This is a genomic window from Aquimarina besae, assembly GCF_042434905.1.
GTDB lineage: Bacteria > Bacteroidota > Bacteroidia > Flavobacteriales > Flavobacteriaceae > Aquimarina.
Window position 1 is genome coordinate 48,744 of the sequence record NZ_CP170199.1, and the last position, 22,672, is coordinate 71,415.

The 22,672-nt window shown below is 34.2% G+C and carries 21 protein-coding genes; 15 read left to right on the forward strand and 6 right to left on the reverse strand.

What is annotated here, in order from left to right; translation table 11 throughout:
* Window positions 1–2: 2 nt before the first annotated feature.
* The 3 genes from ACE94K_RS00220 to ACE94K_RS00230 form a co-directional block, all read right to left on the reverse strand.
* Complete coding sequence (locus ACE94K_RS00220) at window positions 3–2,270, reverse strand: aminotransferase class III-fold pyridoxal phosphate-dependent enzyme (protein ID WP_378178215.1); 2,268 nt, start codon at window positions 2,268–2,270, stop codon at window positions 3–5.
* Window positions 2,271–2,365: 95 nt separating this feature from the next.
* Window positions 2,366–2,971: a hypothetical protein gene (locus tag ACE94K_RS00225; RefSeq protein WP_378178219.1), complete on the reverse strand. Its 606-nt coding sequence runs from the start codon at window positions 2,969–2,971 to the stop codon at window positions 2,366–2,368.
* A gap of 46 nt (window positions 2,972–3,017) precedes the next feature.
* Entirely contained in the window at window positions 3,018–3,473 is a 456-nt protein-coding gene (locus tag ACE94K_RS00230; RefSeq protein WP_378178222.1) for a DinB family protein, read from the reverse strand.
* Between the two features lie 226 nt (window positions 3,474–3,699).
* Here ACE94K_RS00230 and ACE94K_RS00235 point away from each other — a divergent pair, with 226 nt between their 5' ends.
* On the forward strand, window positions 3,700–4,032 hold the full coding sequence (locus tag ACE94K_RS00235; RefSeq protein ID WP_378178225.1) for a single-stranded DNA-binding protein: 333 nt from the start codon (window positions 3,700–3,702) through the stop codon (window positions 4,030–4,032).
* Between the two features lie 343 nt (window positions 4,033–4,375).
* Window positions 4,376–5,356 (forward strand): IS110 family transposase, encoded by a 981-nt coding sequence (locus ACE94K_RS00240; protein ID WP_378174882.1) that lies wholly within the window; start codon window positions 4,376–4,378, stop codon window positions 5,354–5,356.
* Window positions 5,357–5,427: 71 nt separating this feature from the next.
* On the opposite strand, the gene ACE94K_RS00245 is transcribed toward ACE94K_RS00240, so the two are convergent.
* Window positions 5,428–5,928, reverse strand: coding sequence for a nicotinate-nucleotide adenylyltransferase (locus ACE94K_RS00245; RefSeq protein WP_378178228.1), 501 nt, complete (start codon window positions 5,926–5,928; stop codon window positions 5,428–5,430).
* Between the two features lie 119 nt (window positions 5,929–6,047).
* Window positions 6,048–7,058: a helix-turn-helix transcriptional regulator gene (locus tag ACE94K_RS00250; protein WP_378178231.1), complete on the reverse strand. Its 1,011-nt coding sequence runs from the start codon at window positions 7,056–7,058 to the stop codon at window positions 6,048–6,050.
* Window positions 7,059–7,314: 256 nt separating this feature from the next.
* Between ACE94K_RS00250 and ACE94K_RS00255 the strand changes: the two genes are divergently transcribed.
* Window positions 7,315–7,554 carry a hypothetical protein gene (locus ACE94K_RS00255; protein ID WP_378178234.1) on the forward strand — a complete coding sequence of 80 codons (240 nt, stop codon included), beginning with the start codon at window positions 7,315–7,317 and terminating at the stop codon, window positions 7,552–7,554.
* Between the two features lie 420 nt (window positions 7,555–7,974).
* Here the strand turns inward: ACE94K_RS00255 and ACE94K_RS00260 are convergent, their stop codons facing one another.
* The gene (locus tag ACE94K_RS00260; protein WP_378174882.1) at window positions 7,975–8,955 is read right to left on the reverse strand and encodes an IS110 family transposase; all 981 of its coding nucleotides are present in this window, start codon (window positions 8,953–8,955) and stop codon (window positions 7,975–7,977) included.
* 452 nt (window positions 8,956–9,407) lie between these two features.
* Here ACE94K_RS00260 and ACE94K_RS00265 point away from each other — a divergent pair, with 452 nt between their 5' ends.
* From ACE94K_RS00265 to ACE94K_RS00320, 12 genes are all read left to right on the forward strand, one after another.
* Window positions 9,408–9,560 carry a hypothetical protein gene (locus ACE94K_RS00265; RefSeq protein WP_378178237.1) on the forward strand — a complete coding sequence of 51 codons (153 nt, stop codon included), beginning with the start codon at window positions 9,408–9,410 and terminating at the stop codon, window positions 9,558–9,560.
* Between the two features lie 100 nt (window positions 9,561–9,660).
* Window positions 9,661–11,667, forward strand: coding sequence for a tetratricopeptide repeat protein (locus tag ACE94K_RS00270; protein ID WP_378178240.1), 2,007 nt, complete (start codon window positions 9,661–9,663; stop codon window positions 11,665–11,667).
* 751 nt (window positions 11,668–12,418) lie between these two features.
* Complete coding sequence (locus tag ACE94K_RS00275) at window positions 12,419–13,084, forward strand: response regulator (protein WP_378178243.1); 666 nt, start codon at window positions 12,419–12,421, stop codon at window positions 13,082–13,084.
* A gap of 321 nt (window positions 13,085–13,405) precedes the next feature.
* A complete protein-coding gene (locus ACE94K_RS00280) occupies window positions 13,406–13,972 on the forward strand; it encodes an RNA polymerase sigma factor (RefSeq protein ID WP_378178246.1) in 567 nt (188 codons plus the stop codon).
* Between the two features lie 145 nt (window positions 13,973–14,117).
* The gene (locus ACE94K_RS00285) at window positions 14,118–15,641 is read left to right on the forward strand and encodes a TROVE domain-containing protein (protein ID WP_378178249.1); all 1,524 of its coding nucleotides are present in this window, start codon (window positions 14,118–14,120) and stop codon (window positions 15,639–15,641) included.
* A 1,527-nt stretch (window positions 15,642–17,168) separates the two neighbouring features.
* Entirely contained in the window at window positions 17,169–17,807 is a 639-nt protein-coding gene (locus tag ACE94K_RS00290) for a hypothetical protein (protein WP_378178252.1), read from the forward strand.
* Between the two features lie 128 nt (window positions 17,808–17,935).
* Window positions 17,936–18,310: a hypothetical protein gene (locus tag ACE94K_RS00295; protein ID WP_378178255.1), complete on the forward strand. Its 375-nt coding sequence runs from the start codon at window positions 17,936–17,938 to the stop codon at window positions 18,308–18,310.
* 9 nt (window positions 18,311–18,319) lie between these two features.
* Window positions 18,320–18,565, forward strand: coding sequence for a hypothetical protein (locus ACE94K_RS00300; protein WP_378178258.1), 246 nt, complete (start codon window positions 18,320–18,322; stop codon window positions 18,563–18,565).
* Between the two features lie 399 nt (window positions 18,566–18,964).
* Window positions 18,965–20,359 carry an RtcB family protein gene (locus ACE94K_RS00305; protein ID WP_378178261.1) on the forward strand — a complete coding sequence of 465 codons (1,395 nt, stop codon included), beginning with the start codon at window positions 18,965–18,967 and terminating at the stop codon, window positions 20,357–20,359.
* A 190-nt stretch (window positions 20,360–20,549) separates the two neighbouring features.
* Window positions 20,550–20,762: a phosphate ABC transporter substrate-binding protein gene (locus tag ACE94K_RS00310; RefSeq protein WP_378178264.1), complete on the forward strand. Its 213-nt coding sequence runs from the start codon at window positions 20,550–20,552 to the stop codon at window positions 20,760–20,762.
* Window positions 20,753–21,421: a hypothetical protein gene (locus ACE94K_RS00315; RefSeq protein ID WP_378178267.1), complete on the forward strand. Its 669-nt coding sequence runs from the start codon at window positions 20,753–20,755 to the stop codon at window positions 21,419–21,421. Before ACE94K_RS00310 ends, ACE94K_RS00315 begins: the two co-directional genes overlap by 10 nt.
* 243 nt (window positions 21,422–21,664) lie before the next feature.
* Window positions 21,665–22,537 carry an aldose 1-epimerase family protein gene (locus tag ACE94K_RS00320; protein WP_378178270.1) on the forward strand — a complete coding sequence of 291 codons (873 nt, stop codon included), beginning with the start codon at window positions 21,665–21,667 and terminating at the stop codon, window positions 22,535–22,537.
* The last annotated feature ends 135 nt before the right edge of the window (window positions 22,538–22,672 follow it).

The following is a 22,672-nucleotide window of genomic DNA, read 5'->3' on the forward strand; positions in this document are numbered from 1 at the left end:
CTTTAATTTTTTTGGTAATATACTGCTAATATTTCATCGATAGTATCCACCACTTCTTTAGCATTTTCTTTTGTAAAACATAAGGGCGGCTTTGTTTTTAGCACACTATCATCAGGACCATCTGTACTCACGAGGATATGTCTATTTCGCAGTTCATTTTTAATGTAATGAGCCATTGTTTTGTTCGTTTCCTTATCCGCTCCTTTCACTATTTCTACTCCTAAAAAAAAACCTGATCCTCGCACATCACCAATACAATCGTATTTTTTCTGAAGTTCTTTTAAAAGCGACTTATAGTAGATACCTACTTCCCGAGCATTTTTCTGCAATTGTTCCTCTTCTAATACTTCTAAAACCGACGATGCAATCGCACAAGAAACCGGATTCCCACCAAAAGAGCTAAAGAACTCTACACCTTTCTCAAACGATCTAGCTATTTCTTGGGTTGTCACCACCGCTCCCATAGGATGACCGTTTGCTATGGGTTTCCCCAGGATAACGATATCCGGCACAACATCCTGCGATTCGAACCCCCAGTAGTGATCGCCCAAACGCCCAAAACCGGTCTGTACCTCATCGCTTATACAGATTCCACCTTGTTTTCTAACTGCAGGATATACTTCTTTTAGATAACCTTTTGCCAACGGAACTTGGCCACCACATCCAACAATGGGTTCGGTAATAAAAGCAGCAATAGGGTGATCAGACGTTTCAATTTGTTTTATAGCTTCTTCAGCATATAACTTACCAGCATTTTGACCCGTATATTTTCCCCGATAGGTATCTGGAATTTGAGTTTTAAGTATATGTTCTTTTTGTCCTTGTCCTTTTGGGTTATTAAATTTATAATCACTGATATCTATAGAAATTTGAGTGTTTCCGTGATATCCGTGTTCCATCACCATAATTTTTTTATGATTTGTATGTGCGTACGCCATTCGCAAGGCCAGATCACTAGCTGCACTCCCGGAGTTCACCAAAAACACTTTACTTAGTGAATCCGGGAATTTCGACAGTAGTTTTTCTGCATAGTTGGGCAACAAATCATATAGATATCGCGTGTTGGTATTCAACCTAGCCATTTGTTCTTGACCAGCTGCTACTACTTTTGGATGTGAATGCCCCACATGAGGAATATTATTATATGCATCCAAAAAAGTATTCCCTTTGGTATCATACATATATTGAAAAGCCGAACGGCTCATACTAATTGGTTTCTTGTAGCTCAAAGACAAAATGGGACTTATGTGTTGATGTCTTTTTTCTACTTGTTCCTCGATAGTTTCAACTTGGTCAATAGGTAATCCTATAGTCTTTCTAAAAACCAATTCTGCTCGAATGGGGTTAATTCTTAACCATTTATGTATCATTTGCCAAGCAGATTTTTCGCTTACGGTTGCATAGATATTATAGGGATTCAGTTTTCGAGAATGAGCAGCATTGCAAACACTTGTACACAATCTTGCTGCAATTAGGTAATACAATACCTTAATCTCTTTTTCTTCTAACGGAAAAATATCGTGATACCCTTTTAAAATTGCCGGTGCCCAATCCAATGGGTTTTCTTTATCATAACACCCATATGTTATAGCGATGGCTACCTCATTAATAAGTTGCGAATATGCAAGATCACCAAAGTCAATAATACCAGAAACATTTCCAGTTTTTGTAAGGACATTCCATTCATTTGCATCGTTATGGATGATCTGCTTTCTTAATCCCGGAAGTATTGGAACTACATTTTCTTCGAATTGTTGAAAAAAATAGCGTACTACATTTCTATTGTGCGGATCCACAATGTCTTCAAGATATTTTTTGTTTAAATGTAGATATTGAATATCCCATTCCCATTGTCTGGCTTGCAACACGTAGTTGTCAATTTGTTGAAAAGCAAGGTTCATTTCTGCTAAAAACTTTCCGAAGGAATAGAATAACTCCTCTGTAGGGACTATGTCACCTAAAAATTTTCCTTCCAGAAATGACAACATTCTACAAATGGTTTTAGAACCACCTATGTCTAATACTTTTACAAAAGTACCATCCAAAAATTGAATAGGCTTCGGAAATCTATTAGATCCTTCTTTCTGCAAACACAGCAGTACCTCAGTTTCTGCTTCCAGAATACGAACTAATCGTTTACTATATCCGTATGTTTTAAAAATATATGGTGTAGACTGATCTTTTACAATATAATTGATGTTATCGTAGCCGTCGAGCTTTTTAATTTCCGGTGTATAAAATCCAAATTCGGTTGCTAAGAGTTGATTCATCTTGATATAAATGAGATAGTTTTTCTGGAAAATATGTCTTTATAATCTTATCATAAAAATACTATAATGCGCTCTGTAATTATCAAAAATGGTTTTTAATTACAACTCATGTTTAAGCGTACTTCTCTAAGTTCATCCCAAATCCTATGAACCCTTTCTTGAGGAGACAAGTAAAACCAAATCAAATGCTTTCCTCCATCATTGCAATATTGATACTGGATATTTGCATTAAGTGTAATCATATCTTTAGCAAAAAACTCATCATAAAGCTTTATAGAACCTTGGTAACGATAATCCCTCATTTTCTGCATTGAAGATTTTGTCTTTGGAATGTCCTTAAAAAACTTAAAATTTGTGATGGCTCCCGTGTTCATCAATCCATCAAAATAAATGTTCATTATGTTTTCTAAAGTCCGTTCGTTTATTTTTGGGTCTTCTTCTAACACCCAAACAAAAACATACGAAAAATAGTCCTCACTATTAGTTTCTCCCCAACCAGGTGCAAACCTGATGTGTTCTTCTCCCACATACTCTAGGTCCCCTGCAAATAATAACGGAAATTCTAAGACTTCGCTCCGCCAATTATCGTGCGCTTGCAAAATGTTTTCAATATCATTATGCAATCTACTATATAAATAACCAGCACCTATCCCCAGCAGAACAAGGACAACCACTACTATTTTTAAGAACTTTTTTAGCATAATTGTATCAAAATGGTTTTAATCTCAGATTGTTTTTCCCTCCTGATCACACATCTAATATTCTCCTGTGATAGTTAATCTGCCCTAAATGATAGGTGAGATGTGTGGTAAGATGTATGAGAAATCGTAAGGTGCTTGGATTCTTATCCATCAATATTCTAGGATACTCTTTTTGTAAATCATCATCAGTTATTTTGTCCAGAGCATCTTGCACAATAGTCAAGACATCATCAATTATTGATATTAGTTGAGTTCTGGGAACGTTTTTTAACGAAAACTCTTTATCTCTTTCTCTGATATATCCTGTTTTACCAAACTCAGCACCTAGATACGTTTTGAGGTTACCAATAAGATGTAGGCAAAGATTTCCGGCAGAATTACTGATATCTTTGGTTGCTATCCATAGATTTTCTTCTTTAGAATAGGCATCAATCTCTGTTTTCAATTTAGTCAAATCACGATCAAAAATTGTTTTTAGAACTGCTATCACAGAATCACTCATCAGTCAAAAAGCGTTGTTTATAAGTGTTTCTAAGGTATGATATTTTTATGAAAATTACGTTTTAAATAAAAATACAAACGACTACAAACGTTTACAACCGAAAATAAACACTTCCTAACCGAATCTCAATGCATTCGGTTTCTATGTTTGCCTCGTCGAAACATCAGAACTCGACAGTAACATCTTTTTAATCTACCTGTTATATGCAGGCACTAAAACTTATATTATGAATACTATAAAAAACAAAGTACAGTTAATTGGAAACTTAGGACAAGAACCAGAAATCGTAAACCTGGATTCTGGTAGAAAACTAGCAAAATTCTCTATTGCTACCAATGATTATTACTATAACAAAGCAGGTGATAAAGTTACAGATACTCAGTGGCACAACATTGTTGCTTGGGGGAAAACTGCAGAAATCATTGAGAAATACGTAAACAAAGGTCAGGAGGTTGCAATAGAAGGCAAACTTACCTCCAGAAGCTATGATGATAGTGAAGGAAACAAAAGATATATCACAGAAGTAGTTTGTAATGAATTTTTAATGCTGGGAAAGTAAAAACAAGATTGCAAAAACAAAAGACTTTTTAAAAATCGTAAAAACAAAACTTTGTCGATCTAAGCTTGTCGAAAACATAATGACAATTATAAATTCAAACACTTCGACAAGCTATTAGTTTAGTATTCTATATTTATAGGAAGTTTAATCGTATTAAATTTCTGAAAAACCAGAAGGAAAAGGTGAACTATTTCGACTCTTAGACTTCGAGATCTATCCTGAGCATTAGTCCTTTCCCTTCTTAGGTTTTGGTACCATTTAGAATGTTAAGCTTAAGACTTATTAATAGCGTTAGTACACAGACCTTTTGGCTTTTCAGGTTTTTAATAGCTAAATCAAAGTTATGAAAAAACTTATTGTAGGGATCGATATCTCTAAAGATACTTTAGATTTTTGTATACTAGTGGCTTGTGATGTGCAGATCAAAGACAAAGGTGTTTTAAGCAATGAACGGAAAAGTATTATAAAGTGGCTCAGTCAATTTGAAAAACATCAAGTCATTTTTACTCTGGAACATACAGGGCATTATGGTTCGATCTTAGTCCATTGTTTAAGCGAGCTAGGGTTTACTTTTTATTTGATCAATCCCTTGGAATTGAAAAAATCATTAGGTATTCAAAGAGGCAAAAGTGATTCAAAGGATGCCTATCGTATTGCTGAATATGCTGTCACCAACAAACACAAGTTGACTCCTTTTAATCTACCTACCGAAAACCTAAGCAAACTAAAAGCCCTTATGACAGCTAGAGAGCGTTATGTAAAGATATCCGTACAGATTCAAAACAGTCTGAAGGCCAATACGATATTGAACGAGTCGGTTGATGTAAGAATGCTAATCAGGGAAGAGAAAAAGCAGTATAAGTCTATTGAGAAAAGTATCAAAAAGATTGAAGCTGAGATGCTGAAATTGATCAATCAGGATAAAAGCCTAAAGGATAGCTATAGAAAGATTACAAGGATAACTGGTGTGGGTCCGATAATTGCTATGAAGTGTATCGTGGAAACAGAAAACTTTATCAAGTTTCAAAACGCTAGAAAGTTCAGCTGTCACTGTGGTCTTGCGCCTTTTCCTTATAAGTCAGGAAGCAGTATAAGAGGGAAAACCAAAACCCATTTTTTAAGAGATAAATCATTAAAAGCAATGTTGACTAAAGGAGCCATTAGTGCAATACAACACGATCCACAGATCAAAGCATATTACAAAAGAAAGATTGCTGAAGGCAAACATCATATGAGTGTGAAAAATGCAGTAGCAAACAAATTAGTACTTAGAATTTTTGCAGTAGCCAAAAGAAATGAGCCTTTTGTAAAATTGGTAGCATAAAAATTTGCTTTTGTCTTAGAATGCTCAGTCTGACAATTATAAATTACTTTATAAACAGGTTTCTTTACAATTTAAAGAAATTTACCAAACTCATCTGTTTTTACTTTTATACGTTTATTTCCGTTTTGTAATCTGAGTTTATATTTTTTTGAAACACCGTTTTCACTGTGATAATTAACCAAATATGCGTCTTTGGCAATTATCCAACCGGGAAACCGCTGGGAGACAGCTTGAATTACTTCCTTGGGTAGTTTCACATTTTTAAATTTTTCGATCGTTCGTAAAACCTTACCATTTTTATCATATGCTGCCAATATTTTTCCATCCGGAATATGAAAAGAAACATAATACAAATCGTATTCGTCTTCATAAACATCCGAATTTTTTAAATCGTACGATGCTACTTCTTTTTGCAATAAATCTACAGAAACCGACTCGTCTTCTGAATCTACCGTCCTTAAATATTTATAGTTTGTTGCAATGATTACAACCTCAGGTAATTTTTCCAGTATCTGAGAGAAAGAAGGAAATGCTGCCCCAATCAACAATAAACTAATAATGATCTTTTTCATAATCTAACTAATTATTGATTCATAAAATATACATCCCTTAAATTACTCCATACATAAATATTTTACTATGATAATTGTCAGTTATAACAACTTTTTGCTCTTCTCTGCGGAATCAAAAACTAGTCATATCTCCCTAAGGCACGTTTTAGCTTGCTGTGAATTCGGGTTCGCAATTTTTCCGGCTCCAGGACTTCGATACTATCTCCAAAACCAAGAATCAATCGTTCTAATTCAAAATTCATTTGTACTCGGATACTAAAGGTTGCTCCTCTTTCATCCTGAGATACAATTTCTTGCGAATTATGAAATGGTTTTGTGATTACATAAGGCGCATTACGGTTATCAATTCTAAATATGATCTTTTCGGGCACTACATTTTCTGAAACGGTCACACCGATTACGTCCTTATAATATATATCCCCGTCGATATGTTGATCGATATAAGTCACCTTTTCTTTTGCACGATCAATGCTAACGATTCTATCCAATGCAAAGGTCGTTAACACTTTTCGTTTATTCCCCAATGCCAATAAAAACCATCGATTATTAAACTCCTTCAGCAATTGCGGATGGATAAGAATTTCAGTTTGCTCTGTTGCCTTAAAAGATTTGTAAGTTATCTTCAATACTTGTTTATTTTGGATGGCGTGATACAACGTATCAATATGCACTAACCCTTTTAATTGGTCATTTTTTTCGAGGTGAATGATGGGTATGTTGTTTTTTTGAGTTGCGTATACAGAATCTTCCAATCGTTCTATGACTCCGTTCATCTCTTTAAAAAGAGAAAAATCCTTGAATTGTCTCAGGATTTGTATAGATTCATTCATGATCTTTATATCGTGATCCGTAACCGGAATATTCATTATACTATAATCCTCTTCTGCATATCGATAATACTTACGTTGGTATACTTCTATTGGTGCACTGTATCCTAATTTATCACTACGCATCATTTGTATATCTAACTGTATTGTTCTTTTACTTACATACACATCTTTACCTTCATATTCGTACAAAGCATCAGAACACGCCTCGATCAAGTCGTCCAAAGTCCACTCTCTGTACTTGTTTCTAAGACATTGATCAATTGTTTTATATCGTATCAGGGCGTTTTTATTGGATGCCATTTTTAAAATTTTTTGAAAAACACGAATGTTTCTGTCACCTTGAGCCCTTCGACAAAACTCAGGACACGCTCAAGTCGAAAGGTACACAGCAAACCATGCTTTATAGTTCCGGATTAAAAATAATTCGTAAAAAATACGTTTTATTTTTTACTACGCAAAAAGAATGCGTACCGACCCCGGACATTTGTACTATCAATAACAAAACAAGAAGCATTATTTTGATGTTTCTTATAAGTAACAATTAAAAGATAGTACAATGAAGTTTAATCAATTTTCTAAAAAGGAGCAGGAGATCAGAAGTTATCTGTTAGCCGATGCATTTGCAGGCTTCAGTGGAATGGGGTTACACACTTTTGTTGTACAAACTACTCCACTAAAAATGCCAGGTGCAAACAGCAACAGAACTCTGGAAAAGGTACTGAACCTTATGAGCGTGAGTATTCGCAAAGTGTTTGTAACTGACAGCTATACTTCGCATATAGTTTCCTTTTCGTAAGCTGCATAAAGTGATGGTAAAAACCAAAAGTAAGTTTTTATCAAAGTAATAGTCTCCTCTCCCTCTGGGGAGATAAACTATAGTTGATGTTGAACATCCATCCCCAGCCATTCCTTCAAAGAAAGGTAGCTAATAAAGCCTCCCTTTGAAGCAAGGTTTGGAGGGATGTTTTATTAAAAAACCAAAAAGTCCCTCCTAGAAAGCTGGTCTCCAATTTTGAAGAAAGGGATTTAGGGAGATGTTTCTTTCTGAATCACTTATTATCCGCTTACAACATCAACATATCGAACGTATCCAGTGATACATTTCTATGACGCTTATTGAAACAAGGTTACAAAACTCATTTTGTCATACTGAGCTGTCACACTGAGATGTCACATTGAGATGTCACACTGAGCATTCTAAGACAAAAGCAAATTTTTATGCTACCAATTTTACAAAAGGCTCATTTCTTTTGGCTACTGCAAAAATTCTAAGTACTAATTTGTTTGCTACTGCATTTTTCACACTCATATGATGTTTGCCTTCAGCAATCTTTCTTTTGTAATATGCTTTGATCTGTGGATCGTGTTGTATTGCACTAATGGCTCCTTTAGTCAACATTGCTTTTAATGATTTATCTCTTAAAAAATGGGTTTTGGTTTTCCCTCTTATACTGCTTCCTGACTTATAAGGAAAAGGCGCAAGACCACAGTGACAGCTGAACTTTCTAGCGTTTTGAAACTTGATAAAGTTTTCTGTTTCCACGATACACTTCATAGCAATTATCGGACCCACACCAGTTATCCTTGTAATCTTTCTATAGCTATCCTTTAGGCTTTTATCCTGATTGATCAATTTCAGCATCTCAGCTTCAATCTTTTTGATACTTTTCTCAATAGACTTATACTGCTTTTTCTCTTCCCTGATTAGCATTCTTACATCAACCGACTCGTTCAATATCGTATTGGCCTTCAGACTGTTTTGAATCTGTACGGATATCTTTACATAACGCTCTCTAGCTGTCATAAGGGCTTTTAGTTTGCTTAGGTTTTCGGTAGGTAGATTAAAAGGAGTCAACTTGTGTTTGTTGGTGACAGCATATTCAGCAATACGATAGGCATCCTTTGAATCACTTTTGCCTCTTTGAATACCTAATGATTTTTTCAATTCCAAGGGATTGATCAAATAAAAAGTAAACCCTAGCTCGCTTAAACAATGGACTAAGATCGAACCATAATGCCCCGTATGTTCCAGAGTAAAAATGACTTGATGTTTTTCAAATTGACTGAGCCACTTTATAATACTTTTCCGTTCATTGCTTAAAACACCTTTGTCTTTGATCTGCACATCACAAGCCACTAGTATACAAAAATCTAAAGTATCTTTAGAGATATCGATCCCTACAATAAGTTTTTTCATAACTTTAATTTAGCTATTAAAAACCTGAAAAGCCAAAAGGTCTGTGTACTAACGCTATTAATAAGTCTTAAGCTTAACATTCTAAATGGTACCAAAACCTAAGAAGGGAAAGGACTAATGCTCAGGATAGATCTCGAAGTCTAAGAGTCGAAATAGTTCACCTTTTCCTTCTGGTTTTTCAGAAATTTAATACGATTAAACTTCCTATAAATATAGAATACTAAACTAATAGCGAAGTCGAAGTGTTGTCGAAGTGTTGCCGAAGTGCTGTCGAAGTGCAGTTCGCCACTACCCAAAAGGGAAAGTAGGGTATCGCGACTGTACAAGGATCACTTTCCCAACAAAATCGATCATTTCCCATAGGTACTAGGTATGTAACTACATACGAGCTGGGGTTGCAATCTATGGGCGTACCCCAACCATTGGAATATCAAACATAAACAACTAACGACATGAAAAACTTAAGATACATACTATTAGCTATATTATTAGGTCTAAACTTCGTTTCTTGCGAACCTCCTACTATTAATGATGAAATTGGGGTGGAGGAAGTTGAGACAACTTCCTTGACTGAAGATGAAGATGTCGAAGTTCCTAAAGGATAATTTTATTTATAATTAAATGAAAGAAGAGCTGTAAAAAGCTCTTCTTTGTGTAATTTATATAAAGATGATTTTACTAACTTTCGTTTATAATAGATCTGCAATGAATAACTTATTTAAATATATTCTTATTGTTTTATTTCTTATTATCAATAATACCTGTAAAAAAAGAAATAATATACCCCAAAATAAAAACCCAACTAACGATGTTTTTGAATTTCATATTAAAAATGCTAATGACAGAAAACAGTCCATTACTGAAAGAAAAAAACATTTAAAAAAGGCATCGAATATATATTCCAAACTTGAAGCAGATCTAAATAAATTAAAAAAAACAGAGGCACTTTCCAATTTATATTATAATTTAAAAGATTTTGAGGCTTCATTTAAAATGGATAAAAAGATTTTAGAATTATCTAAATTACTAAACGATTCTTTAGGAATAGCAAAAGCCTATTCCAACTATGGAATTCATTATAGAAATATAAATAAACTGGATAGCGCATACCATTATTTTTACTCTGCAAATAAGATTTATGAATCGTATGATAAAAATAAAAGTATTGATCATTCTATATATGCTTTTAACCATGGTAAAATACTTATTGACTTAGCTAAATTGTCAAGAAATGTTAAAAACTTTGGTAATAGTGAGGCCCTTACAATCGAAGCTATCAAAAAGTTTAAGTTCTCAGGAAACGAAAGATTTCTTCCTATTTGCTATAATAACCTAGGAATGATAGCTAAAAATTCAAAACGCTATAATGAAGCAATAAATTATTATAAAAAAGTAATTGAACTCACGGATAATAAAGACCAAGATACCTTATATAAAACTGTTTCATTTAATAATATCGGAACTGTATATAAATCTAAAGAACAATATGACAAAGCAGAAAAATATTTCAAAAAAGGCTTATCCTTTGAAAGTTTCTTAAGAAATAAACCAAAACGATTTGCAAGGTTATTAGATAACTTAGGCTATGTGAAATTTCTTGCTAATAAAAATAATGATAGTAGTCTGTACTTATTCAACAAAGCCTATAAAATACGGGATAGTATAAAAGACATTAGAGGTCTTTCTACTAATTATCTGCATTTAGCAAAATATTACCAATCCAAAGACGATAATTATTTATCAAAAGAATTTGCTGAAAAAGCTAAGCAAGCTGCTACTACGATCAATGAAAATACAGAACTCCTTCAAGCCTATGATTTATTAGCCCAAGTTTCTCCTCCGGAAGAAGGGAGGCAATATGCTATGCAGTATATCAAACTGAGTGATAGCTTAACCAAAAGAGATAATCTATTTAGAGATAAGTTTGCCAGAATACGTTTCGAAACTGAGGAAAAGGAAAAACAAATTCTGCAAAAAGAACAACTTATAAAGGAAGGAGAACAACAAATCCAGGAAGTACAAAATCAAAATACTATCTATCTGCTTGGGATGCTCCTACTCGTTACCTTTATTGCTTTTATCATCTACTTTTCGCGTCAACGTACTCGATATCTGGCACAACAAAACAAAATTGTGGAATTCCAGGCGGCTTATGAAACAGAAACCCGGATTTCTAAACGATTACACGATGAGTTAGGGAATGATATTTTTCAGGTAATGATGCAATATCAAAACGATCCACACGATCCACAAATCACCAAAAAACTCAATACCGCTTATACCAAAGCCAGAGATATATCCAGAGAAAACAGTGAATTCGAGGTAGATGAGACCTATGTAGAGGAACTCACAGATATGCTCACCAATTATACAGAAAACCATTGTAAATTAGTTCTGAGAGGTATCGATAAAATAGATTGGGATACCGTAGATAAAAACCTCAAAATTACTATTTATAGAGTTTTGCAGGAACTAATGACCAATATGCAAAAGCATAGCCAGGCAGATTTGGTCGCTATTGTCTTCAAAAATGATAAAAATAAAATCCTCATTAAATATTCTGATAATGGCGTGGGCATCGAACAAGAAGATATCAGATCCAAAAACGGTCTTCGCAACACAGAAAAACGTATTCAAGCCGTTAGTGGAACCATTGCGTTTGACTCTGCAAACAACAAAGGCTTTAAAGCAGAGATAATTATTCCTTTATAAAGCACATCCTCACCCAGCCTCTCCTTCAAAGGAGAGGAGCTAAAAAAATCCCTCTTCGAAAGCTGGTCCGCCATTTTGGAGGAAGAGATTAAGGGAGATGGTGCTTAATGAATATCTAAAACTGTCAATTCGGTTTCTTTGACTAAAGAAAAGTGTGACGAAAATCTTTTAAAGAGGAAAACTTACTAACATCTCGATACATTTTTTGATTCGCTACCGCTACACAAAAAATACTCGATGTGACGATCAGATATATAAAACCATCAATCCTATGATTTCATTTTAAAGAAAGGGAGCTAATAAAGCCTCCCTTTGAAGGGAGGTTGGAGGGATGTTTTATCAATAAACCAAAAAGTCCCTCTTCGAAAGCTTGTCCGCTATTTTAGAGGAAGAGATGCAGTTAGATGTTCTTTAAACGAAAATCACCCTTCCTAAACATCCATCTCATTGCAACGCTTAGGCCCCACAATCAATCCCGTGATTTCATTTTAAAGAAAGGGAGCTAATAAAGCCTCCCTTTGAAGGGAGGTTGGAGGGATGTTTTATCAATAAACCAAAAAGTCCCTCCTAGAAAGCTGGTCTCCGATTATGAAGGTAGAGATTTAGGGAGATATCTTGAAGAAAGCATAAGAAAATAGTAGAGAATACGGAAAAACGTAATCAAACTAATATCGGAACAATTATCTTTGACTCAGAAAAAAATAAAGGCTTTAAAGCTGAGATTAAAATCCCGAGTAAAAAAGGATCACATATGTTTACAAAAGTATTGGTAGCAGAAGACTATGAAATTGCTAATCAAGGTATTGTAAAAGTACTAAATGACGAAGTCGATATACGCAATATTCACGAGGCGAAATATTGTGATGATGCTTATCTAAAATTCAGAAAAGCGCATCAGGATGGAGAATTGTTTGAGTTACTGATTACCGATCTTTCTTTTAAAGAAGATCATAAAGTACAAATAAGAACTTCTGGTATAGAGCTCATTCAGGACATTCGAAAAATACAACCGGATATAAAAGTTATCGTATACTCTCAAGAAAGCCGACCTGATAAGATTAATATGTTATTCCAAAAACTCAATATCAACGGCTATGTTTGCAAAGGGCAACATGCCGTAAAAGAATTAGTAAACTGCGTGCAAGGTGTATATAAAGGAGAAACCGTGCTTCCTGCAGAAGTAACAGATGCTACCAAAGATAATATCATCAATCTAGATGATTTCGATATGATGCTACTAGAAGAGTTAGCCCAAGGTTTTACCAAAAAAGAAATCGTACAGAAATTAAAAAAACAAAAAATCTCTCCCAATAGCGAAAGTACGATTGACAAAAGAGTAAGTAAACTTTTTGATGATTTTAAAGCCAAAAACACCACACATTTAGTAGCGATTGTAAAGGATTTAGGGTTGTTGTAACAAGTGATTTTAGAAATCACATTGTGTCCTTCTTATAAAATTAAGATCCATTAGGAAACGATCTCTAATCATAACGATAATCCTATAAAAAACTATCCAATTACAGAAAGGCAAGTGAATTCTTGTCTATCATCCTTGCTGCATATAATTTTTTGGCAAAATCGCTCTATATTACTTTCTAAGAAGTTTTTTTTCAAAACAAATCCTCACTTATCACTTAAAAATTAAATTTCAAACAAAAAATACCCTCGATTACGGAAATCTGTAAGGACTTCGCCATGCATAGATTTATGTTTGTACAAACAAAAAAAGTGAGGGAAAATGAATACAGAGCAAGTAATTAAGTCAGGTATCATCAAGGGGGATGAAAAGACATTAAAAAAATTTTACAGGGATAACATTACTTATATTAAAGGATATGTTCTCAGAAATGGTGGCACGATGGAAGATGTAGAAGATGTTTTTCAAGATGCTTTAGTAGTACTATATCAAAAACTAAAATCAGGATCCTTAGAAATTCGTGTACCTGTTAAAACATACTTTTATGGAATCTGTAAAAACACCTGGAGAAGTAGGTTTCGCAAAAGACAAAGAGTTCTTACCAATGAAACGCTTATCATTAACCAAGAAAAAGATATAGACTCTGTTACCAGAGAAATCGAACTTGCAGATCGAGAACATTTGTACCGAAAACATTTTCAAAAACTAAGCAGTGACAACAAAAATCTTTTACTTCTCTATTTCGAAGGGAAATCTGTTAGAGAAATTTCAAAAATGACAGGATATACTGAAGGATATACCAGAAAAAAGAAATTTGACGTAAAAAAACAACTATTAACAATGATTGAAAAAGACCCGTTGTATAATGAACTAAGAGTCACTGCTTAAGCAGATTAAATCCATCTCATAAAATCTTAAAGCCACAATTTTCAACTTAAAAAAAAGAAAAATACGTTTTATTTTTTACTACGCAAAAAGAATGCGTACTAGCTTAAAATATTTGCAGAGTAATTAACAACTAAATAAAAGTAAGATGAAATTTAATGTATTTACAAAAGCAAAAAATGAGGTGAAAAATTATCAAGGTGCTAAAGCATTTAGACTATCGCCTCAAATGGAATTGTACACAGCCGTTGTTAATGCTACTTTAGAAAAGACAACATATGAATCCGGTAACGCCAGACTAAAAAGAATCATAAGCCTTGTGCAAAAAAATGATCCATACTTTGTGGCACAGTTAGCCATATATGTAAGACAAAAAATGTACTTAAGATCTATTCCTATTGTATTAGCAGTAGAATTATCAAAAATCCATAGTGGTGATAATTTAGTGAGTAAAACGGTAAATGGTGTGATACAAAGAGCTGATGAAATCACAGAGCTTTTAGCTTATTACCAGGTAGCGAATCAAAGAGAAGGTGCCAAAAAACTGAACAAGCTTTCTAAACAAATTCAAAAAGGTATCGTGATGGCATTAAATAAGTTTGATGCGTATCAATTTGCGAAGTACAACAGAAAGACTGAAGTGACTTTTAAAGATGCTATCTTTTTGACACATCCAAAACCAAAAGATGATCTACAGCAATCTATTTTTAACAAAGTTATCAATGATACGCTAGAGATTCCATATACGTGGGAAGTAGAGCTATCAACCTTGGGGCAACAAAAATTTGCAAATGTTGCAGAAAAGAAAAAGGCTTTTACCACAAAGTGGGAAGAATTAATTGATAGTAACAAATTAGGCTATATGGCACTAATGCGAAACTTAAGAAACATTTTGGAAGCAGAAGTAAGCCATACACACGTTGCTAAAATTGTGGAGACACTTACGGATGAAAACAAAGTAAAAAGATCGAAGCAATTACCATTTAGATTTATGGCAGCATATCAAGAGTTGAGCGCGACTAAATCTTCATACACAGCTTATATTTTAGATGCTCTAGAAAAAGCAATCCAAATCAGCGTGATCAATATGAAAGGTTTCGAACTGGATACCAAAGTGGTGGTTGCCTGTGATGTATCGGGATCAATGATGCAACCAATTTCCAGAAATAGTAAGATACAAGCTTACGATATCGGATTGGTGTTGGGCATGCTTTTGCAAAACAAATGTAAAAATGTAATCACTGGTATTTTTGGAGACAGATGGAAACAATATATTTTACCAAAAGGTGATGTCTTATCCAACGTAATGAAACTGAAAAAAATTGAAGGTGAAGTTGGATATTCAACCAATGGTTACAAAGTAATTGAGAGTTTGAACAACCAGAAAACTATGGTAGACAAGGTAATGATCTTTACTGATTGTCAATTATGGAACAGCGGTCATTACAACGCTGATAAACATATTGAAACCGAGTGGAAACAATACAAAAGTATCGCGCCTAATGCCAAATTATACATCTTTGACCTAATGGGGTACAAAAGTGCGCCATTACAAGTTGAAAAAAATGATGTATACCTAATTGGAGGTTGGAGTGATAAAGTTTTTGATGTACTAGATGCATTAGAAAACGGAAACTCAGTAATTCAATACATCAAGGAGCAATCCTTATAATAGTTAGCTCACATCTATCCGTGGTGTGAGCTTATCATCAAGTTCATTGACAATATTAGTTCATTAAACAAGTGCCGTAAAAAAGAGTTACTTCGTAACTATAACGGTCCTAAGGTAGCGTAGCACAAGCGATTGTGTGGGCGAAGCTGGGTTGAAAACCAGCAGGGTGAAAGCATATTTGTGCACATCTCTTTGAGATTTAGAATCACCGGTTCACTGTCCTCATTTAGGATAAGAACGACGCTCTTTTAAGAGCATTTCTCTTTTTGCTTTTTTGCCTTGTTTTAAGATTTAAGCCCTCAATGAGGGAAAAGTAAGTGTCGTAGAAAAGTACTACTTCGTTTTCGGATATTGGGGTCATGGGTTCGAGTCCCATTCCACTTTGGTGGATAGCTCAGATAGGTTAGAGCACAATACATAACATACTTCTCGCTTTTTACCTTACTTTAAAATATATTCTCTAGAAAATAAAGTGTCGTAGACTAGTGTTACTTCACAGGTTCGACTCCTAATTCCTCCACAATTAACAAAACAAGTATCTTGGGGGAATTACGCTCAATTTGGTGAGCAAGAATCACTGCTCGTTTTTTACCTTTATCAAAAAGAGAAAAAAATACTAAAATAAAGAGTGTCGTAGAAAAACGTTACTTCGATTCAGGTTCCGGAAATGTAGGTGCAACTCCTCCCTTCGCAAGAGGTCGTCTAATAGTAGGACACCGTTATAGTCGTTTTTTGATAATTACCTCTTTTAACACATACAAAAAGTAAGTGCCGTAGATAAAAGTTACTTCGCACTTTTAATGCCGGTGTTGCGGGTTCGAGTCCCGTCTCTTCCGCAATTAACAATATGAATTAGGGAGAGTAGCTCAATTGGTAGAGCACGGTCTTTTATCGTTTTTTGCCTTGCTTAAAATTTAATAATATTAAAAAAAGAGTGTCGTAGAAAAGTGTTACTTCGTTCACAAGATTTTGAAAAATTTGTCACTTTTCAACTAATTACCTCTTTTAAAAACAACAGAATGTGCCGTTTTATAATCGTACTTCGCTTACTGGTTCGTTTAATTATGGGTTCGAATCCCATCAATATCATTGATTATAGAAATATTGCCAGGCTGTTTATGTAATAAAACACAGCAATAATGCCATAGTGATAACTTACTTCGTACCAAGAAAGGGGAGGATTCATACACAGAGATGAACCGGGTTCGACTCCCGGCAAACGATGCCCCACCTAATCGTTATTACGTTTTTTGCTTATTGCTATTATATTAAAAAAACCAGGCCTAAACCTGGTTTTCTGTGTTAAACACATTTACTACCGACTGACTAGTCGATTATGAAAAATGAGACATAACCCCTATTTCCTTTTTAATAGCGCATTTATACTATAAACAGCTAACCACAGAAATACCCTACTAGTTTTTCAAAAAAAAGATATTTAACGTTACAAAACGTATCGCCGAGTTTCAAGATGACTTTGTAGACAATAAAAAATTCCCTATTATTATCAAACTAAAACGAAAAAAGATGAAAAAACTACTACCCCTATTTGTGTTGATGATTTGCATACTTTCTTGTAAAGAAGATTCAAAAGAAAAAAAGTCAGATACAGAAAAACAGACAGAATCCATCCAAAGTCAAGAATCGAAAACTACAAAAACAACTGATACACATCCTACCACTTCAAAAACTATTACATCTGACTTGAACTTAGACCAAGAAGTGGAGAATTTTATTATTTGTAAAAAAGCCGCGACAGAAAGGAATGACTGTAGAAATAGTATTACCAAGATAATATCAAAGGCATATGACCTTACAGAATTTAGCGATCCTAAATTAGGATATGTGGTTTACGACAGCATTCGACCGATTGTAGCACGCTCTAAAAACTGGTTGCAGTTAGGTACAGTAACTCAAGAAACGATCGATCAGGCATTGGCGCATGCCAACAGAGGTGGTTTAGCATTGATTATCGATACCGCAGAAACGTATGGTCACGTAGTAATGATTGTTCCTGGAGATAGTAAAAAATCGGGTTCGTGGAATATGAAACTGCCTAATGTTTTGTCTTTGACTAATTATAAACCTGAAAAATCTTTTAGTAATAAATCCTTATCGTATGCGATGAAAAAAAGCGACGATCTCAAGATTTTTCTCAGACAATAAAGAATAACACTAATTAGTATATCGTCCTCAAGTAAAGTTTTTATTTGAGGATTTTTTTTGAATTATTTTTTGCTACGCAGAATCTTTGCGTAATAACACTACTTCTTTGTACGGTAATTAAAGTAAAGATGAAAATCATAAAAATTAGATGCGCTCGCTGTCAAGAAACTTTAACTAATGCTATACGACGGTTTGTTCTTGACCTAACTCATTTTGATGTAGGCGAAGAAATTGTTGAAAAAGGTCATTACTGTGATGGTCATGAGGATATTTCGATAGCTCATAATGATAGAATACTTGTAAATAATAAAGATTCAAAATTATTAAATCATAAGCTTCTGAAAAATTATATGGGATGTTGTGGATACTATGATACCAATTCTCTAAATCAGATTTGTCCAAATTGTCAAAAAGGAATTGCTACCATAGTAACTGAATGTTATACATACCACTATCTGGCAATAGCAAAGGATAAAATTATTATTGAAGAAGTTTCAGAATAGATTAACACAATGGGAAAAAGAAAATTATTCAAAAATATAGCTAACGGAGTATTAGGATCATTTGTTAGTCGTAATAATGACGTTCAAGGTTATTGGGGAATCGGAAAATTATATAGTTTAATGATCAATAAAGATAAATATGAAGTAGAAATTGACCTTATTAATCTTACCATATTGCCAAACAAAAGTGAGTTTAACAACATGATCGAATATTTCTCCAATCAATTGTTTAATCAAATCTACAAAAGAATTTAAGAAAATCGTACTTAAAGGAAGCTAAGATCATTTTAATTGGCTGTCCCAACAATAAAAATTTACAATTGGGGCAAACTGCTCCTAATAAAATAAAGTGTAGCTTTAGAATAGTTGATGATCTAAAAAAGCAATATACAGTTGAAAAAGAAACTTGGTGCAGAAAACACAATCCGAAACAGGAAATAAAAAGAGGGTAAGGTGATTTAAGTTAGTTAACAAAATGGAACTTAAACAAAGTTTAGATCTTTTGTATGAGAAATCAAATTTGATCGAAAGACCAGATTTAACTGAAGTAAACAATCTATTGATTAAAATTAGAGACGATTTTTATAAATAAATTAATCTACGCAAAACTATTGCGCAATACCACCTCATCTTTGTTTCATAATTAAAGAAAACATGGAAAATAAAGTAAATATTACAGGAAAAACATTAATCGATTTAGGATTTAGATCCGGGAAATGGTTTCCGGAAGCGATTGAACATATCAATACACATCAATTAGTTGATGAAGCAATGCACGCATATTTAGAACAATATAAAATGCCTCCTATCCAGGAATTACATAACACTCCGATAGATTTTAAAATCAACATCAAAGCAGAAAACGAATTGGAAGAGGACAATGTGACTTCGGTTCTGGATTCTATGAAAACCCTGATGAAAACACCAACCATCGTCAATGGTGCGGTGATGCCTGATGCATGTCCTGCGGGCCCTAACGGAACCATTCCTGTGGGTGGTGTGGCGGTTGCCAAAAACGCAATCCATCCGGGAATGCATAGTGCCGATATCTGTTGTTCTGTGATGTTAACTGATTTTGGAAAAACAGATCCGAAAAAAGTATTGGACGCTGCACACGCCAGCACACACTTTGGTCCTGGTGGAAGACCTAGAGGACAACAATATAATTTGACGGATGAACTATTAGCCGAATTCAAATCCAACTTCTTCCTGAAAGAAGATAAAGATATCAGTATGGCCAGAGAACACCTGGGAACGCAAGGAGATGGTAATCATTTTTTATTCATTGGTACTTCTGCCAAAACAGGAAATACCATGATGATCACACATCACGGATCCAGAGGTGTGGGTGCCAGATTGTATAAAAAAGGAATGCATATTGCTAACAAATTCAGATGTGACTTATCTCCGGATACTCTAAAGCAAAATGCGTGGATCCCTTTTGATACAGAAGAAGGACAAGCCTATTGGTCTGCATTGCAAACCATCAGAAAATGGACAAAACTAAATCACGAAGTAATTCATGATGCAACTTTGAAGGCATTAAATATTGAAGCTGAAAACAGATTCTGGAATGAACATAACTTTGTTTTTAAAGACGGTGATTTGTTTTATCACGCCAAAGGTGCCACACCGTTAGATAATAAGTTTATGCCGGATATCAAAGGTCCAAGATTGATCCCGCTGAATATGTCAGAACCTGTTTTAATTGTCGAAGGAGCAACTACAGATACGAACCTGGGATTTGCCCCACACGGAGCTGGTAGAAATCTGAGTAGAAGTCAACATAAAAGAAATAAAGAAGGACAAACCCGAGAAGAAATCTTTGAGATCGAAACCAAAGGTCTAGATGTTAGATTCTACTCTAAAGAAATCGATATTTCTGAATTGCCGAGTGCTTATAAAAATGCTGCAACTGTTAGAGATCAAATGTCAGAGTTTGGTTTAGGTACGGTGATTGATGAAGTGATGCCTTATGGATGTATTATGGCTGGAGATTTCCAGATCAATGCGCCTTGGAGGGTAAAAAGGAGGAATAGAAACAAATAATGAAAGAGTCTGAACTGAAATCTAATCTTCATTAAACAAACATCCATCCCTAACCCTTCCTTCAAAGGAAGGTAGATCAAAAGTCCCTCTTCGAAGAGGGATTTAGGGAGATGTTTACAATAAAAATTACTTGAAATGGTAACAAGAAAAGGAACCCTGTATTAAGTTTTTAACTTAAAAATTAATACAGATGAAAAAGTTCAAACGCTTCAAAAAAGTATTCGAACTAAACGAACTTGAAATGATTAATTTTCCGAAAAAGATATCAGGGATTAAAGTTTCCAGAATCAAAATTGGTGAAGAATCAGGTTGTTCCTGGTGCTTTCCACACGGATATGAAACCATCAATTGCACCATTCCAGAACGAAACTGGAAAAGTCAAAGAAAAAAACAGTGGAAATAAATTTATTTGAAACCATACAAAACAGCATTCAGTTCCTTTCAGATTCCTGGAAGGAGCAGTATGCTGGATTTTTACAGGAAGAACATTTACTGGTTTTTGCCAAAAATCTAGAACGCTACCATCAGTTTGGAGTTCCGGATACGCACCCACTTCCCCATTTTGATGAAGAAATAACACCATCACTATCAGAAGCATTCAAAAGTTTCGAAAGGTTATTAGCTGATCAAAATACAACACCAAAAGATTGGGCAAAAGTAATAGAAACCACTCCATTCGAATATCTTTTGATATTGATTGGACAACGATGGACCTCAGCTACTTTAAAAAATGAGGAAGCAATTCCTCCTCTAAAAGAAACATTACTCGAAAGCTGTTTTACGCCTTTTAATGATCAAATCTGTATAGCAACCAGAGCCTGGGAAAAGCATATCGGAAGATCATCTGATAATTTCTGGGGAGAAATGAAAGGCAATCCTACTCAAAAAGAAGAAAAAGTAAAAAAACGTATTCTGGAAATCATCGATAACAAGACCTGGTGGAATATCTTTTATCATTATAAACACGAACTGGTATATGAGATTCGAGTGCCAAGTGGACATGGAATTAGATGGAATGCCAACGGAACCAAGTTAATTGGGTTTTTAGAACCTTTTTTATAAAATTCCATTCTCAAATAAATAACCTCTTTCTGTACATTTGATGTAAAATAGTAAGTTTTAAATATTGTAATCAACAAAGATATAAAACTAAGGTGTCACACTGAGCTTCCTCCATAGGCGGACAGGTGTCGAAGTGTAAATAAACTTGATAAGTTGGTTAGTCTTCGACAGGCTCAGACTGACAATGAAAGTCAAAAAGATAATACTAAATATTACTTTATTAATCAATTATAATTTCCCACAATGATCTATACCATAGAAAATGATGAATTAATAGTTCGTATTGATACTGTAGGAGCAGAACTTACAAGCATCAAAACCAAAAAAGATACTAAAGAATTTTTATGGCAAGGAGATCCAGCCATATGGGCAAGTCAGGCACCGGTACTTTTTCCGGTTATTGGTGGACTAAAAAATGGCATGTATACTTATAAAGGAAAGAGCTATTCACTTCCAAAACATGGATTTATACGGTATAATAAGAATATTGTTGGAACTCAAGATTCCACGACTAAAGCCTCATTTACACTATGTGCCTCAGAAGAGACATTGAAAAGTTATCCATTTACATTCAATTTTACGATTAGCTTCGAACTTATCAATAATCAGATCCATGTTTCTCACAACATAGCAAATAATGATTCAGAAACCATGTTTTTTTCAGTTGGAGGGCATCCCGCTTTTAATTGTCCTCTCCATGTATCTGAAACTTATGAGGATTATTATATTGAGTTAGAAAGTGTAGAGAACTCTAAAAGCTATGTTCTAAATGATCAAGGACTTATTTCTAAAAATACTATTTCTATCATAGATGATCATAAAATTTGGCTTACCGAAACTCTTTTTGATAAAGATGCTTTAATTTTCAAGGATATAAACGCGAAAAAAGCAATTCTCACTCATAAAATCAAGGGTCCAATGTTATCGATAGATTTTAATGACTTTCCGGATCTTGGTATTTGGGCGAAACCAAAAGCACCATATATCTGTATAGAACCTTGGTTAGGATATGCAGACGTAGAAGAAACAACTCAAAATCTCGAAGAGAAAGAAGGGATTCAAAAACTTGATGAAGGACAAATTCATACAAGTAGTTATACAATAACCATCATCTAACATTACTTAGAATCAAAATGAATTATCTGAAAAATTTGGAACTTATTTAATAATAAACTCATATTTGCATTGTAAATAAGAACAAAAAACAAGTTTTAAGTATCTATGAATCTATTTTGTACACATAAAAAAGGA